This window comes from Mycobacterium sp. PTI7 (genome assembly GCF_056679845.1).
The window spans coordinates 493,120-506,022 of sequence record NZ_CM155252.1 but is presented as its reverse complement, the minus strand read 5'-3'; the positions used below and the strand labels follow the sequence as shown (position 1 = coordinate 506,022).

Genomic DNA, 12,903 nt, shown 5'->3' with positions numbered 1-12,903 from the left:
ACCCGGTCCGAGGGCGTATCGCCAGTAGCCTGGGCTGATGCCCGCTCGCCTCACCCGGTCCGTCGCCGTCATCGCGGCGCTGCTGGTCGTCGTCGGTACCGGGGTCGCGTGGGGCAAGATCCGGTCGTTCGAATCCGGCATCAACCACATCAGCGCCGAGTCGCTCGGCGGCGGCGGCGAGGACGGCGCGATCGACGTCCTGCTCGTCGGCATGGACAGCCGCACCGACGCCCACGGCAATCCGCTCTCGGCCGAGGAACTCGCGACGCTGCGTGCGGGCGACGACGTCGCCACCAACACCGACACGATCATCCTGGTCCGCATCCCCAACAACGGGAAGTCCGCGACCGCCATCTCGATCCCCCGCGATTCGTACGTCGCGGCGCCGGGCTTCGGCAAGACGAAGATCAACGGCGTCTTCGGCGCGGTCAAGCTCGAGGAGATGAAACAGCTCGTCGAGGTCGAGGGCGAGGACCCGGCGACCGCCGAGCCCAAGGCGGTGGAGAAGGGACGCGAGGCGCTGATCCAGACGGTCGCCGACCTCACCGGCGTCACCGTCGACCACTACGCCGAGATCGGCCTGCTCGGCTTCTCGCTGATCACCGACGCCCTCGGCGGCGTCGACGTGTGCCTCAAGGAACCCGTCTACGAACCGCTGTCGGGCGCCGACTTCCCCGCCGGCTGGCAGAAACTCGACGGCCCGCAGGCGCTGAGCTTCGTCCGGCAGCGCCACGACCTCCCCCGCGGCGACCTCGACCGCGTGGTGCGCCAGCAGTCGGTGATGGCTTCGCTTGCCCACCAGGTGATCTCGAGCAAGACGCTGTCGAGCCCGGCGACGCTCAACCGGCTGCAGCAGGCCGTGCAGCGGTCGGTGGTGCTCTCCGACGGCTGGGACATCATGGACTTCGTCAACCAGCTGCAGAACCTCGCGGCGGGCAACGTGGCCTTCGCCACCATCCCCGTGCTGGCGGAGGACGGCTGGAGCGACGACGGCATGCAGAGCGTCGTGCGCGTCGACCCACCGCAGGTGCAGGAGTGGGTCGCCGGGCTGCTGCAGGACCAGGACGAGGGCAAGACCGAACAGCTCGCCTACTCCCCGGACAAGACCATCGCCGACGTCGTCAACGACACCGACATCAACGGCCTCGCCGCCTCGGTCTCGGACGTGCTGACCGGCAAGGGCTACACGCCGGGAGAGATCGGCAACAGCGATGCCACGCACGTGGACAAGACCCAGGTGCAGGCCGCCACGCCCGACGATCTCGGTGCCCAGGCCATCGCGCGCGAACTCGGCAATCTGCCCGTGGTGCAGGAGGCGTCGCTGGCGCCGGGCACCGTGCGCGTGGTCCTCGGCGCCGACTACACCGGACCCGGCTCGGGCCTCGGCAGCGAGGATCCGTCGACGATCGGCCTCGACACCGACGTCACCGCCGGCGACGTGGTCGATCCGGCATCGGTCGACGCGGACGCCGCGGCGCCGCTGCTCTCCCCCATCATCACGGCCGGCTCGGACGATCCCAAGTGCGTGAGCTGATCACGGTCAGCGGGGCCCTGCTGGAGCCGCGGCTGAGGACCAGCCCGACCGCGCCCGCGATCACCTACTACGACGACGCCACCGGCGAACGCATCGAACTGTCCGCGGTGACGCTGGCCAACTGGGCCGCCAAGACCGGCAACCTGCTGCGCGACGAGCTGGGCGCCGGTCCCGGCAGCCGGGTCGCCGTGCTGCTGCCCGCGCACTGGCAGACCGCAGGCGTCCTGCTCGGCATCTGGTACATCGGCGCCGAAGCCGTTGTCCAGCACTCGGATTGGCAGGGCGACTGCGACATCGCCTGCACCACGATGGACCGCCTCGACGAGGCCGACACCGCGGTGGTGCCGATGGGCGAGGTGGTCGCACTGTCACTGGATCCGTTCGGCAAGCCCGTCCCCGACCTGCCGGTGGGCATCACCGACTACGCCACCTCGGTGCGCGTGCACGGCGACCAGATCGCCGCGGAGGCGGCACCCGGGCCCGCTCTGGCCGGACGCACCGCCGCCGAGGTCCTGGCCGCGGCCGAGACCTCAGCGGCCACAAGGGGATTCACGACCGGTGACCGGGTGCTGTCGACCTCGGGCTGGGACACCGCCGAGGCCGTCGTCGACAACCTGCTGGCGGTGTTCCGCGCCGGAGCGTCGCTGGTGCAGGTGACCAACCCGGACCCGGCCGCTCAGGAGCGGCGCAGGGTGACCGAGAAGATCAGCGCGGACCTGCCGACTACTTGAGCAGCGCGCGCGACATGACGACGCGCTGGATCTGGTTGGTGCCCTCGTAGATCTGCGTGATCTTGGCGTCGCGCATGTAGCGCTCGACCGGGAAGTCGACCGTGTAGCCGTAGCCGCCGAAGAGCTGCACCGCGTTGGTGGTGACCTCCATGGCGACGTCGGAGGCGAAGCACTTCGACGCCGACGAGATGAAGCCGAGGTTCGGCTCACCGCGCTCGGCCCGCGCCGCTGCGCTGTAGACCATCAGCCGGGCGGCCTCGATCTTCATCGCCATCTCGGCGAGCATGAACTGGGTGTTCTGGAAGTCGCTGATCGACTTGCCGAACTGCTTGCGTTCCTTGGTGTAGGCGATCGCGGCGTCCAGGGCACCCTGCGCGATGCCGACGGCCTGCGCGCCGATGGTCGGGCGGGTGTGGTCGAGCGTCGCCAGCGCGGTCTTGAAGCCCGTGCCGGGGTCGCCGATGATCCGGTCGCCCGGGATGCGGCAGTCCTCGAAGTACAGGTCGGTGGTCGGCGAGCCCTTGATGCCCATCTTGCGTTCCTTGGGCCCCACGCTGAAGCCGGGATCGTCGGCGTGCACCACGAACGCCGAGATGCCGTTGGCGCCCTTGTCGGGATCGGTCACGGCCATCACGGTGTACCAGGTCGACTTGCCGCCGTTGGAGATCCAGCACTTGGAGCCGTTGAGAATCCAGCCGTCGCCGTCGGCCTTGGCGCGGGTCCGCATGGCGGCCGCGTCGCTGCCGGCCTCGCGCTCGCTCAGCGCGTAGGAGGCGGTGGCCTCGCCGGCGCCGATCGACGGGAGGACCTGCTTCTTGATGTCCTCGGATCCGCGCAGCAGCATGCCCATGGTGCCGAGCTTGTTGCAGATCGGGATCAGTGAGGACGACGCACAGACGCGCGCGACCTCTTCGATCACGATGCAGGCTGCGATCGAGTCGCCGCCCTGGCCGCCGTATTCCTCGGGAACGTGGATGGCGGAGAAGCCCGACGAGTTGAGCGCCTTCAGCGCCTCGTCGGTGTATCGCGCCTTCTCGTCGACGTCGGCCGCGTACGGCGCGATCTCCTTCTCGCACAGATCGCGCAGCACCGTGCGCAGTTCGTTGTGCTCGTCGGACAACTGGAAGACGTCAAAGGACGGGTTACCGATCGACATGGGGAGACTCCTCGCTACTCGTCGGTAACTTTACCCGCGCGCCGGGGGTGATCGGTACCGGGCTCTTACTTGCCCTTGCCCGACACCAGGTTCAGGCCGCGCACCATCCCGTTGTACGTGCCGTGGTAGATCGACCGGGCAGTCTGGCTCTTGCGCAGGACGTCGACCGCGGTCTGCGGCGCCACGTACTCGACCGGATGACCGGCGAACACCGTGCCCTCCGACTGCAGGCGCACGTTGTCCCGCACGCCCGCCGACAGCTCCGACCGATAGAAGTCGGCGTAGTCGGGATGCGTGAACAGCGTCTTGTTGAAGCCGATCGCGAACGGCACCAGCGTCGCGCCGTCGTCGAGGTACTTGAGGGTGCCGACCGCGACACCGGGCCACTGCTGGTTGAAGACGTCGTCGGCGACGACGATGCCGCCCGGCGCCAACGTGGCCTCGGCGAGCTTCATGTCGCTGAACACGATCTCCTCGGTGTGGCCGCCGTCGACGCTGAAGAAGCGGATCGGGCCGCCGGCCTTGGCCAGCAACACCTCGGGGGTCAACTGCGTCGAGTCGCCCTGGTGCAGCACGACGCCGTCCATCGACGACCACAGCTCGACGTTCTCGGTGAACTTGTCGAGGTTGCCGTTGCCGGACTTGTCGATGTTGAGTGCCTGGTCGCCGAACAGGTCGATCGCCACCGACGTGCCCGTCCCGCGCTGCAGCAGGTGCAGCGGGATGAACAGCCGGCCGTGGTGGACGCCGATCTCGGCGACCGCGCCGGTGACCTGACGTGCCCGCTGCGCGGCGTCGAGGATCTCCAGTACGGGGAGGTTTCCGGGCTCGAGGAATCCGGTCACGAACCGGTACCCGACGTTGCGGTACATCTCGAATGTGCGCTTCATCGCCCGTGAGCTTACTTGCCGAGCAACCGGTCCCGCAGCGCCGCGTCCTTCTGCAGAACCATCGCCTCGAGGTCGTTCTGGAACCGTTCCATCCGGGCCCGCAGCCCGGCGTCCGCCGAACCCAGGATCCGCACCGCCAGCAGTCCCGCGTTGCGCGCACCGCCGATCGACACCGTCGCGACCGGGACGCCCGCGGGCATCTGCACGATCGACAGCAACGAGTCGAGCCCGTCCAGTCGCGCGAGCGGCACCGGCACGCCGATGACCGGCAGCGGGGTGGCCGACGCCACCATGCCCGGCAGGTGCGCCGCGCCGCCCGCACCGGCGATGATCACCTCGATGCCACGGCCCGCGGCGTCGCGTGCGTAGTCGAGCATGCGACCGGGCGTGCGGTGCGCCGAGACGACACCCACCTCGAACGGCACCTCGAACTCGACGAGCGCGGTCACGGCATCCTCCATGACCGACCAGTCGCTGTCGCTGCCCATGATCACCCCGACGCGGGGGCGCGGGGTCCCTTCTCCGCTAGTCATGTCCCGACCATCCATCCGTCCATTCCGCAGTGGCCAACCAGTGTGCCGCCCGTACCGCCCGCTCCCGGACGTCCGCCACGTACGCGTCGTCGGCGAGCGAGCCGCCCGGCGCGCCGAGGACGTTGACGTGTCCGATCTTGCGGCCCGGCCGTTCGCCCTTGCCGTACAGGTGGACCCGCGCCTCGGGGATGCGGCCGAACAGGTGGTGCAGGCGCTCGTCCATCGACATGTCCGGCGTGGTCGGGCCGCCGAGCACGTTGGCCATCACGGTCACCGGCGCGATCGGCCCGGTGGCGCCGAGCGGGTAGTCGAGCACGGCCCGCAGGTGCTGTTCGAACTGGCTGGTGCCGGCGCCGTCCATGGTCCAGTGGCCGGAGTTGTGCGGACGCATCGCCAGCTCGTTGACGAGCAGTTCACCCGTCGCGGTCTCGAACAGCTCGACCGCCAGCACCCCGACCACGCCGAGTTCCTGCGCGAGCCGCAGCCCCAGCCGCTCGGCGGCGATGCCGAGGTCCGGGTGCAGGCCGGGGGCCGGCGCGAGCACCTCGACGCAGATGCCGTCGCGCTGCACGGTCTGCACGATGGGCCAGGCTGCGCCCTGACCGAACGGCGAGCGCGCGACGAGCGCCGACAGCTCGCGCACCATGTCGACGCGTTCCTCGATCAGCACGGGTGCGCCGTCGGCGAGGTAGCGCTCGGCGACCGCGCGGGCCGCCGCCACGTCCTTGGCGAGCGTGACCCCGCGGCCGTCGTAGCCGCCGCGCGCGGCCTTGACGACGACCGGCCCGCCCACGGCGGCGGCGAAGTCGTCGACGTCGCCGGGCACCGTCACCTCCGCGAACCTCGGGATGGGCGCGCCCAGCGCCTGCAACCGCCGGCGCATCACCAGCTTGTCCTGCGCGTGCACCAGGGCCTCGGGCGGCGGGGCGACGTTCACGCCCTCGCGGACCAGTTCGTCGAGCAGAGCGGTGGGCACGTGCTCGTGGTCGAAGGTGAGCGCCGAGGCGCCCTCGGCGGCGCGGCGCAGCGCGTCGATGTCGGTGTGCTCGCCGATCACGACGTCCGGGGTGACCTGAGCGGCCGGGTCCTCGGGCGACGCGGCCAGCACGCGCAGCGTCTGGCCGAGTTCGATCGCCGCCTGGTGCGTCATCCTGGCCAGTTGCCCACCGCCGACCATCGCCACCACCGGAGGCCGGAACCCATCGCCGCTCATGACGTCATCGTGTCACGCCCGCGGCACCCGCCCGCACCCGCTGCGACCTGCACGGGTACGCGTCGGCTGCCCTGTTTCCGTAGACTCGTCTCTCGTGTCTTTCGCTGATGCCACCATCGCGCGGCTTCCCCGCGCGGTTCGGCCCTTCGCTGAGCGGCATCACGAACTGATCAAGTTCGCGATCGTCGGCGCCTCCACGTTCGTCATCGATTCGTCGATCTTCTTCACGCTCAAGCTCACGATCCTCGAGCCCAAGCCCGTCACCGCCAAGATCATCGCCGGCATCGTCGCCGTCATCGCGTCGTACATCCTCAATCGCGAGTGGAGCTTCCGCGACCGCGGCGGCCGCGAGCGACACCACGAGGCGCTGCTGTTCTTCGGCGTCAGCGGCGTGGGAGTGCTGCTCAGCATGGCTCCGCTGTGGGTGTCGAGCTACGTGCTCGGCCTGCGGGTGCCCGAGGTGTCATTGACGATGGAGAACATCGCCGACTTCGTCTCGGCGTACATCATCGGCAACCTGCTGCAGATGGCGTTCCGGTTCTGGGCGTTCCGGCGCTGGGTCTTCCCCGACGAGTTCGGCCGCAACCCGGACAAGGCCGTCGAGGCGACCATGACCGCCGGCGGCATCGCCGAGGTGCTCGAGGACGACTACGAGGCCCACCACGGCGTCGGCCGCAGCGCAGGCCGGCCCATGACATCCGGCACCGCGCCGGCCCCCGAGCCGGACGCCCCCGATGCGGGCACCATCACCCCGATCGCGTCACGGCGGCGCAACCCTCAGCTCGGCGACTCCTCGGATCCGAGGGTGTCGAAGACTTCGTGATAGAGCAGGGAGTGCACCTGCTCGACGCGCGGAATGTCGTGGAACTCGAGCGGATCCTGCGCCGCTGACTCGATGATCAGCGTGCCGGTCCGCACCATCCGGTCGAGCAGTCCGTGCCGGAATTCGACGCTGTTGATCCGGGCCAGCGGGATGTCGATGCCCTGCCGGGTCAACAGGCCGTGCCGGAACATCACCCGACGGTCGGTGATCACGAAGTGCGTGGTCCGCCAGTTCAGGAACGGCCAGAGCACCAGCCAGCCCACGATGATCAGCCACACGACGCCGATCACGATAATCACGACGTTGATGGCGGTGCGCTCCCAGTCGGTCTGATCGACCACCGCCGCGCCGAACGCCGCCAGCGCGGTGGCCACCAGCAGCACGAGGATCGGGCCGATCAACCGCTTCCAGTGCGGGTGTCGGTGCAGCACCACGCGCTCGTCGGCCGCCAGCACGTTGTCCGGGTAGGGCATGGTGACAGACCATAACCGCCGGGCCCGGCGCTCGGAGCGTTCCGACCGTCAGGTGGCGAGGCGCAGATGCACGACGTCGCCCGCCGACACCAGGACCGCCTCGCCGTCGCGGTCGATGCGGAGCCTGCCGTGGGAGTCGACGTCGATCGCCATGCCCACGACCTCGTTGCCGTCGGGCAGGATCGCACGGACCCGGCTGCCGAGCGTCAGACAGCGGGACCGGTAGTCGTCCATCAGGTCCGCCGACCCCCTGCGCTGCCACGCCGCGATGCGCGCCCCGAGGTGCCCGAGCAGTTCGGCGACGATGACGCCGCGATCGGCGGTGTCGACGCCGAGGTCCGCGAGCGCGGTCGCCTCCGGGGCGTCCACCTCGTCGGGGCGCAGCGTCACGTTCAGGCCGACGCCCACGACCACGACGCGCTGCGGCGCGGCGACCTCGGCGAGGATGCCCGCGAGCTTGCGTCCGGAGACCAGGACGTCGTTCGGCCACTTCAGGCCTGCGCCCGCACCGCCCAGGGCCGTCACGGTGTCGACGATCGCGATACCGGTGGCCAGCGGCAGCCAGCCCCAGTCGTCGGCAGGCACCGCGGTCGCGTCGACCCCGACCGACATCGTGATCAGTGCGCCCGGGCTGTCGTGCCACGTGCGGCCCTGTCGGCCGCGGCCCGCCGTCTGATGCTCCGCGATCAGAACGGAGCCGCCGACGTCCTCGCTGGCGGCCGCGCGCGCGATGAGATCGGCATTGGTGGACCCGGTCTCGGCGACGACGTCGACCCGGCGCCACTCGCCCTGCCCCCCGAGCACCCGCTCGCAGAGCGCCGCCTCGTCGATCGGGTCACGGCCCTCAGCAGTCATTGCGCTCCGGCCTTCCTGCAAACCGATCGTCCAGCCACGTGACGAGCCGTTCCGCGTTCGGCGGGTTGTGGCCACCCTCGGGATCGAACACGATCTCGATGACGCCGCCCATCGCACACGCGCGCTGGAGGGCGGCCCGCGTCCAGTCGGCCTCGATGAACGGGTCGCGTCCGCCGTAGTAGACGTACATCGGGCCGGACAGCGGCCGCTGCGGCAGCGCCCAGTCGGTCAGGTACTCACGCAACCGGGCCGCGGCCTCGGGCGTCTTCGGCGTCAGGTCCTTGGGGCCGACGCGTTGCAGCGCGTCGACGCGACGGATCAGCGCCGGCGTCGAGCAGTCCCCGGACAGGATGTTCCAGTAGGAGGCGGCGGCCCGCTGCCGGAAGTCGTCGCGGTTCAGGTCCGGGTGCAGGCGGGCCAGCGACTCGACGGCCGCCTGCAGCACCGCGCGCTCCTCGGGGGTCAGGGTGCCGTTCTCGGCCTTGTCGACGAGGCCCACCATGTCCGGCCCCGGTGATGCGGCGAAGGCGCCGAGGAACGTCAGCTCCGGCGCGTACGGCGTCGCCCGCTCGTTCGCCGCCCACGCGGCGCCGCCGCCCTGCGAGTCGCCGATCGCCACCCAGCGGTCGGACACGTCGGGGAACGTCCGCTTCAGCGCGCGGACGGCGTCGATCATGTTGAGCCCTGCGGTGTGCGAGTCGAGGTACGGGTGCACGCCCTTGACGCCGAGGCCCTGGAAGTCGGCGAGCGCTACGGCGTAGCCGAGCTGGGTGAGCACCTTGACGTACTTGAGGTGCATGAACAGATCGGGTGACAGCGAGGGCCCGCAACTGTTGTCGATGCCGATCGTGCCGTGCCCGAAGGAGACCACCGGCCAGCCGCCGTCGGGGGCGGCGCCGGCCGGGACGAACACCGACCCCGAGACGATCGTCGGCGCGCCGTCGTCACCGGAGGTCGAGCGGTAGACCACGCGGGCCGCGACGATGCCGTCGGCGTCCCACTTGCGTTCCACCAGCGGCATGTTCGTGGCCTCGAGCAGCGTGCCCGGTCCCGTCCCGGACAGGTCCGCGTCGGCGATCGGCTGCAGCGGTCCGGGCCCGGGCGCGACGGCGTCGTAGACGAACGCACCGATGATCGGCGTCAGCGGCCGCAGCTTCACGAACACCGCGATCTGCACCAGGACGAACAGGCCGACGAGCGCGAACAGCAGGATCCGCTTGGCCATGCCGGGCTTCGTCACGGGCACTGCGCCGTCACCGGTTCGCCGGCGAAACGCCGTGCGAGCCAATCGAACCGGGATGCGACGTCCACGTCGCCGTGGCCCCGGTCGACCTGGAGGTCCGAGGAGACACTGCCACCCAGCGCGCAGGCGCGGGCGATGGCGTCGGTGGTCCACTGTGCGTCGATGAACTCATCGCGGCCACCGTAGACCACCGCCAGCGGGGCCGTCAGCGGCTTCTGCGGAAGTGCCCACGCCTGCAGGAGGTCCCGGAGGCGTTGCGCGGCCTGCGGACTGGTCGGCACGGTGGCGGCGGGGGTGAGCCGGGCGGCCGCGGGGCCGCGCTCGGCGGCCTTGGGGCCCGAGCAGGCGGTGAGCGCATCCCAGTCGGTCGCGGCCGACCCGCTCCGGTAGTCGTCGCGGTTCAGGCCGTGGACGCGCGCCAGCGATTCGACGATGCCGATGAACGCGAGCTGCTGGTCGGCGGTCATGGTCCCGGTGGCGGCCTTGTCGACGATTCCCACGACGTTCGCGGGCGGCACGTAGGCGACGGCGCCGACGAGGTCGAGACCCGTTCCGTAGGTGCCGGCCTGCTCGTCGGCGGACCACGCGGCCGCGGCGCCCTGCGATCCCCCGACGGCGGCCCAGCGGTCGGACACGTCGGGGAACGTCTTCTGCAGCGCCCGCACGGCGTCGATCATGTTGAAACCCGCGGTACGCGCGTCGAGGTACGGGTGTACCCCGGGCGCGCCGAGTCCCTGGTAGTCGGGAAGGGCGACCGCGTAGCCGAGGTGGGTGTAGCCGCCGATGATGGTGGCCGCGCCCAGCAGGGTGTCCGACAGCGACGGGGCACACGGCTCGTCGATGCCGGTGGTGCCGTGCCCGAACGAGATGACCGGCCACCCACCGGGCGGCGGCGGGCCGTCCGGCGTGAACACCGAGCCCGTCACGACGGTCGGCTGGTCGGAGTCACCCGAGGTGGAGCGGTAGGTCACCCGCGCCGAGCGCACCTTGGCGCCGTCCTGGGTCCGCGCGAAGCCCGGCATCGTCATCGCGCTGACGAGCGTCCCCGGTCCCGATCCGGACAGGTCGGCTCCCTCGACGGGCACCGCTCCGCCCTGAGCATCCGGTGGGGAGGTGTCGGTCTGACGCGCGATCAGCACGCCCGCGATCGCGAGCACCACCACGACCACGGCCGCCAATCCGACCAGCCACCTACGACGCGTCATCCGCACTCAGGACGTGCGCTGGGCGTCGGCGTCCTCGACGACCCGGGCCAGTTGGCGACGGCCGAGCACCCTGCCGTGCAGCAGCGCCCACCCGATGACGGCCACGATCGACAGGATCAGGCCGAGTACCGCTGCCTGGCCCACCCGCGACCACATCGAGCCCATCCGCTGGGCGGGTCCGGCCGAATCCACCTGGATGAGTTCGGTGGCCGCGGTGTCGACAGTCGCCATCTGGCGGGACAGCGCGATCAGGTTGGTGGTGACGGCCTCGGTGACGGCCTGCGTCTCGTCCGGATCGTCGCCCGTCACCGCGATGTCGAACACCGGCGTGGACGACGGCAGCACGACGATCCGCTTCGACAGGTCGGCCGGGGTGTCGGACAGCCCGAGCTGTTCGATGGTCCGCGACGCCACCTGATTGCTGTGTGACAGGAGCAGATAGGACAGGATCCGCGACCGGGAGTTCAGCAGGCCGTAGAAGGAGTCGAACGTGGTCGCCGCGCCCGGTGTGGCGACCATGACCCTGCTGGTGGACTGATACGTGGGCTTCGCGAACTGCCAGGACAGCCAGCCCACGCCGGCGGAGAGGACCGTCGCGCACAGGATGACGATCCACCCCCGCGACAGCATCAGCAGATAGTCGGTGCCCTTCGGTGCGTCACTCGGCGGCCTCACGAGCAATCCCCTTACGAAGTCGCACTGTCCGGTCAGTCACATCGGGGCGGGCGTCTCGGGGTCGTCAGCGAACCGACACGACACGGTTGCACCCGCCGGTTGAGCTTAGCTCACCAAGCTGTCACGATGATCCTCGTGAACACCCGTTCAGACCAGATTCGCAATTCCCTGGTGTCCATTGCCGCCATCGCCGCAATTCTGGGAATCGTGTGGGGCGGGTCGTCTTACGGAAAGATCGGCCTGCTCGCCGTCGTCGGCCTCGTCGGGCTGACCGTGGGAATTTACGTCGGACTGCGCCATCCGCTCTGGTATTTCTGGGGCCTCGCGGCGATCATGGCCGGTTTGCAATTCGGCCGGATTCCCGGCATTTCCGTGCCCATTTATCTGCCCTTGGCCTTCGGGGCAATCGTGGCGGCGTTCTTTCACCCTCGATTTGCCAAGTCGATGCACCCGCTCGAGACGGCCGTCCTGATTCTGTTCTTCGCATCGGGCGTCTCGATGGCCATCACCAGCTTCACGCTGCCCGACGTGTCGATCTACGCCCGGTGGGGCATCGCGACGCTCGTCATGGTCGCGCTGGTGCGCCTGGCGCCCCACGATCTCGCGACGTTCGGCAGGATCTTCGCCGTCGTCGCCGGGGTGAACGGGTTGTACGGCATCTTCCTGATCACTCTCAACCCGAGCAACAGCACCCTGAGCGTCTTCCGGGTGTTCGGGTACCTGCCCGAGTACACGACGGCCCGCATCGCCTACTCGGGTGCGGCCGCCCCGACGTCGCTGCGCCTCGGCGGGACCTGGGTCGACCCGAACGGCGCGGGCCTGAACCTCGCGCTCGCGCTGGCACTGACGATGCTGCTGTTCGTCGGATGGCAGCGGGTGGTGCTCGCGGTGGCGATCACCGCGGCGCTGGTGATGACGCTGAGCCGCGCGTCGCTGTTCACGATCGTCGCCGGCGTACTGCTCCTCATCGTCTTCCACCCCATGCGCTCGCGGGCCCGCATCTCGGTCATCGCGATCACCGTCCTCGGTGCGGCGGGGGCGCTCGCCGCCGAACCCGTGCGCCGAAGACTGCTGTCCTCGTTCGGGTCCGGTGACGCGGGTGCCGACGCCCGCGCGGACGCGCTGCGCGTCTTCCCCGACCAGATGTCGGGGCACTGGCTGGTCGGCTGGGGATGGGCGCGCCGCGAATTCCTCGATCCCGCCTACGCGTACGTGTTCAACCTGCCGTCCAACGCCCCGCTGGTGACGCTCTACCGCGGCGGCCTGCTGGCGTTCATCCCGTTCGTCGTCGTCGCCGTGATCGGCTGCATCTACGGCTACAAGGCGCTGCGGGGCACGTCGTTCCCGCTGGCCTTCTACGGTGCGGCCTTCATCGGGCTGTGCGTCGTGCAGATGCAGCTCGACCACCCGCTGGCGGGCACGCCGCAGGGCGCGGCGACCTACTCGATCTTCCTCGCGTTCATGGTCTACACCGACCGCGAGCGACGGCAACTGCGGTACGCCGAACGCCAGGCCGAACCCGTCCGCGCCGGCTTCACGCCCGCGCCGACGCAGTACGCCGTCCCGCGCTAG

At 70.2% G+C, this 12,903-nt stretch carries 13 protein-coding genes; 4 read left to right on the top strand and 9 right to left on the bottom strand.

The features are described 5' to 3' along the window. Positions 1-37: 37 nt before the first annotated feature. Both AC1MEY_RS02415 and AC1MEY_RS02410 read left to right on the top strand, forming a co-directional pair. Positions 38-1,534 carry an LCP family protein gene (locus tag AC1MEY_RS02415; protein WP_480229155.1) on the top strand — a complete coding sequence of 499 codons (1,497 nt, stop codon included), beginning with the start codon at positions 38-40 and terminating at the stop codon, positions 1,532-1,534. Beyond that, on the top strand, positions 1,531-2,265 hold the full coding sequence (locus tag AC1MEY_RS02410; protein ID WP_480231265.1) for a TIGR03089 family protein: 735 nt from the start codon (positions 1,531-1,533) through the stop codon (positions 2,263-2,265). Before AC1MEY_RS02415 ends, AC1MEY_RS02410 begins: the two co-directional genes overlap by 4 nt. Here the strand turns inward: AC1MEY_RS02410 and AC1MEY_RS02405 are convergent. From AC1MEY_RS02405 to AC1MEY_RS02390, 4 genes are all read right to left on the bottom strand, one after another. Then, complete coding sequence (locus AC1MEY_RS02405) at positions 2,258-3,421, bottom strand: acyl-CoA dehydrogenase (RefSeq protein WP_480229154.1); 1,164 nt, start codon at positions 3,419-3,421, stop codon at positions 2,258-2,260. The genes AC1MEY_RS02410 and AC1MEY_RS02405 overlap by 8 nt on opposite strands. A gap of 65 nt (positions 3,422-3,486) precedes the next feature. Continuing rightward, positions 3,487-4,311 (bottom strand): class I SAM-dependent methyltransferase, encoded by an 825-nt coding sequence (locus AC1MEY_RS02400; protein ID WP_480229153.1) that lies wholly within the window; start codon positions 4,309-4,311, stop codon positions 3,487-3,489. 11 nt (positions 4,312-4,322) lie between these two features. Continuing rightward, complete coding sequence (gene purE, locus AC1MEY_RS02395) at positions 4,323-4,844, bottom strand: 5-(carboxyamino)imidazole ribonucleotide mutase (protein WP_480229152.1); 522 nt, start codon at positions 4,842-4,844, stop codon at positions 4,323-4,325. Continuing rightward, a complete protein-coding gene (locus tag AC1MEY_RS02390) occupies positions 4,837-6,021 on the bottom strand; it encodes a 5-(carboxyamino)imidazole ribonucleotide synthase (protein ID WP_480231264.1) in 1,185 nt (394 codons plus the stop codon). Before AC1MEY_RS02390 ends, purE begins: the two co-directional genes overlap by 8 nt. A gap of 130 nt (positions 6,022-6,151) precedes the next feature. On the opposite strand from AC1MEY_RS02390, the gene AC1MEY_RS02385 reads away from it, so the two are divergent. Further along, the gene (locus AC1MEY_RS02385) at positions 6,152-6,880 is read left to right on the top strand and encodes a GtrA family protein (RefSeq protein ID WP_480229151.1); all 729 of its coding nucleotides are present in this window, start codon (positions 6,152-6,154) and stop codon (positions 6,878-6,880) included. Here AC1MEY_RS02385 and AC1MEY_RS02380 read toward each other — a convergent pair. The 5 genes from AC1MEY_RS02380 to AC1MEY_RS02360 are packed head-to-tail and all read right to left on the bottom strand — an operon-like array spanning position 6,835 to position 11,331. After that, positions 6,835-7,353, bottom strand: a complete 519-nt coding sequence (locus AC1MEY_RS02380; protein ID WP_480229150.1) for a PH domain-containing protein — start codon at positions 7,351-7,353, stop codon at positions 6,835-6,837. The genes AC1MEY_RS02385 and AC1MEY_RS02380 overlap by 46 nt on opposite strands. A gap of 48 nt (positions 7,354-7,401) precedes the next feature. Beyond that, positions 7,402-8,208 (bottom strand): biotin--[acetyl-CoA-carboxylase] ligase, encoded by an 807-nt coding sequence (locus tag AC1MEY_RS02375; protein ID WP_480229149.1) that lies wholly within the window; start codon positions 8,206-8,208, stop codon positions 7,402-7,404. Continuing rightward, positions 8,198-9,448, bottom strand: a complete 1,251-nt coding sequence (locus AC1MEY_RS02370; protein ID WP_480229148.1) for a lipase family protein — start codon at positions 9,446-9,448, stop codon at positions 8,198-8,200. The genes AC1MEY_RS02375 and AC1MEY_RS02370 overlap by 11 nt, the downstream gene beginning before the upstream one ends. After that, positions 9,445-10,656 (bottom strand): lipase family protein, encoded by a 1,212-nt coding sequence (locus tag AC1MEY_RS02365; RefSeq protein WP_480229147.1) that lies wholly within the window; start codon positions 10,654-10,656, stop codon positions 9,445-9,447. The genes AC1MEY_RS02370 and AC1MEY_RS02365 overlap by 4 nt, the downstream gene beginning before the upstream one ends. A gap of 6 nt (positions 10,657-10,662) precedes the next feature. Continuing rightward, positions 10,663-11,331, bottom strand: a complete 669-nt coding sequence (locus tag AC1MEY_RS02360; protein ID WP_480229146.1) for a YveK family protein — start codon at positions 11,329-11,331, stop codon at positions 10,663-10,665. 135 nt (positions 11,332-11,466) lie between these two features. Between AC1MEY_RS02360 and AC1MEY_RS02355 the strand changes: the two genes are divergently transcribed. Then, positions 11,467-12,903 (top strand): O-antigen ligase family protein, encoded by a 1,437-nt coding sequence (locus tag AC1MEY_RS02355; protein WP_480229145.1) that lies wholly within the window; start codon positions 11,467-11,469, stop codon positions 12,901-12,903.

What these genes read in the sequence shown, in the direction of transcription:
- AC1MEY_RS02415 (WP_480229155.1), top strand. Translation starts at nt 38, where the DNA reads ATGCCCGCTCGCCTCACCCGGTCCGTCGCCGTCATCGCGGCGCTGCTG.
- AC1MEY_RS02405 (WP_480229154.1), bottom strand. Translation starts at nt 3,421, where the DNA reads ATGTCGATCGGTAACCCGTCCTTTGACGTCTTCCAGTTGTCCGACGAG.
- AC1MEY_RS02400 (WP_480229153.1), bottom strand. Translation starts at nt 4,311, where the DNA reads ATGAAGCGCACATTCGAGATGTACCGCAACGTCGGGTACCGGTTCGTG.
- purE (WP_480229152.1), bottom strand. Translation starts at nt 4,844, where the DNA reads ATGACTAGCGGAGAAGGGACCCCGCGCCCCCGCGTCGGGGTGATCATG.
- AC1MEY_RS02390 (WP_480231264.1), bottom strand. Translation starts at nt 6,021, where the DNA reads ATGGTCGGCGGTGGGCAACTGGCCAGGATGACGCACCAGGCGGCGATC.
- AC1MEY_RS02380 (WP_480229150.1), bottom strand. Translation starts at nt 7,353, where the DNA reads ATGCCCTACCCGGACAACGTGCTGGCGGCCGACGAGCGCGTGGTGCTG.
- AC1MEY_RS02375 (WP_480229149.1), bottom strand. Translation starts at nt 8,208, where the DNA reads ATGACTGCTGAGGGCCGTGACCCGATCGACGAGGCGGCGCTCTGCGAG.
- AC1MEY_RS02365 (WP_480229147.1), bottom strand. Translation starts at nt 10,656, where the DNA reads ATGACGCGTCGTAGGTGGCTGGTCGGATTGGCGGCCGTGGTCGTGGTG.